This window comes from Xenorhabdus santafensis, assembly GCF_033949405.1.
Classification (GTDB): Bacteria; Pseudomonadota; Gammaproteobacteria; order Enterobacterales; family Enterobacteriaceae; genus Xenorhabdus; species Xenorhabdus santafensis.
In genome coordinates this window covers 1-359 of sequence record NZ_VCDN01000411.1, presented here as the reverse complement: position 1 = coordinate 359, position 359 = coordinate 1, and the positions used below count along the sequence as shown (strand labels likewise).

The following is a 359-nucleotide window of genomic DNA, read 5'->3' as shown; positions in this document are numbered from 1 at the left end:
TCGAGGCGCTACACGCGCGTCAAACGGTGCCGGAATGATATAGTCTGCATTCAACTCATCTTCTGCTACAAGCTCAGCAATAGCCTGTACAGCTGCCATCTTCATTTCTTCGTTAATTTGTGTCGCATGTACGTCAAGTGCACCGCGGAAAATACCAGGGAACGCCAGTACATTATTTACTTGGTTCGGGAAGTCAGAACGACCTGTTCCAACAACAGCTGCGCCCGCTGCTTTTGCCAATTCTGGCATAATTTCCGGAACCGGATTCGCCATTGCAAAAATAATTGCATCGTCATTCATTGTACGAACCATCTCTTCAGTTAATGCACCCGCTGCAGATACACCAATGAATACGTCCG

1 pseudogene is annotated in these 359 nt (G+C 47.6%); it reads right to left on the bottom strand.

Features of this window, described 5'->3' with window-relative positions:
- Positions 1 to 359: pseudogene (ystJ, locus tag FE392_RS22920) on the bottom strand (NADP-dependent malic enzyme); the annotation flags it as partial.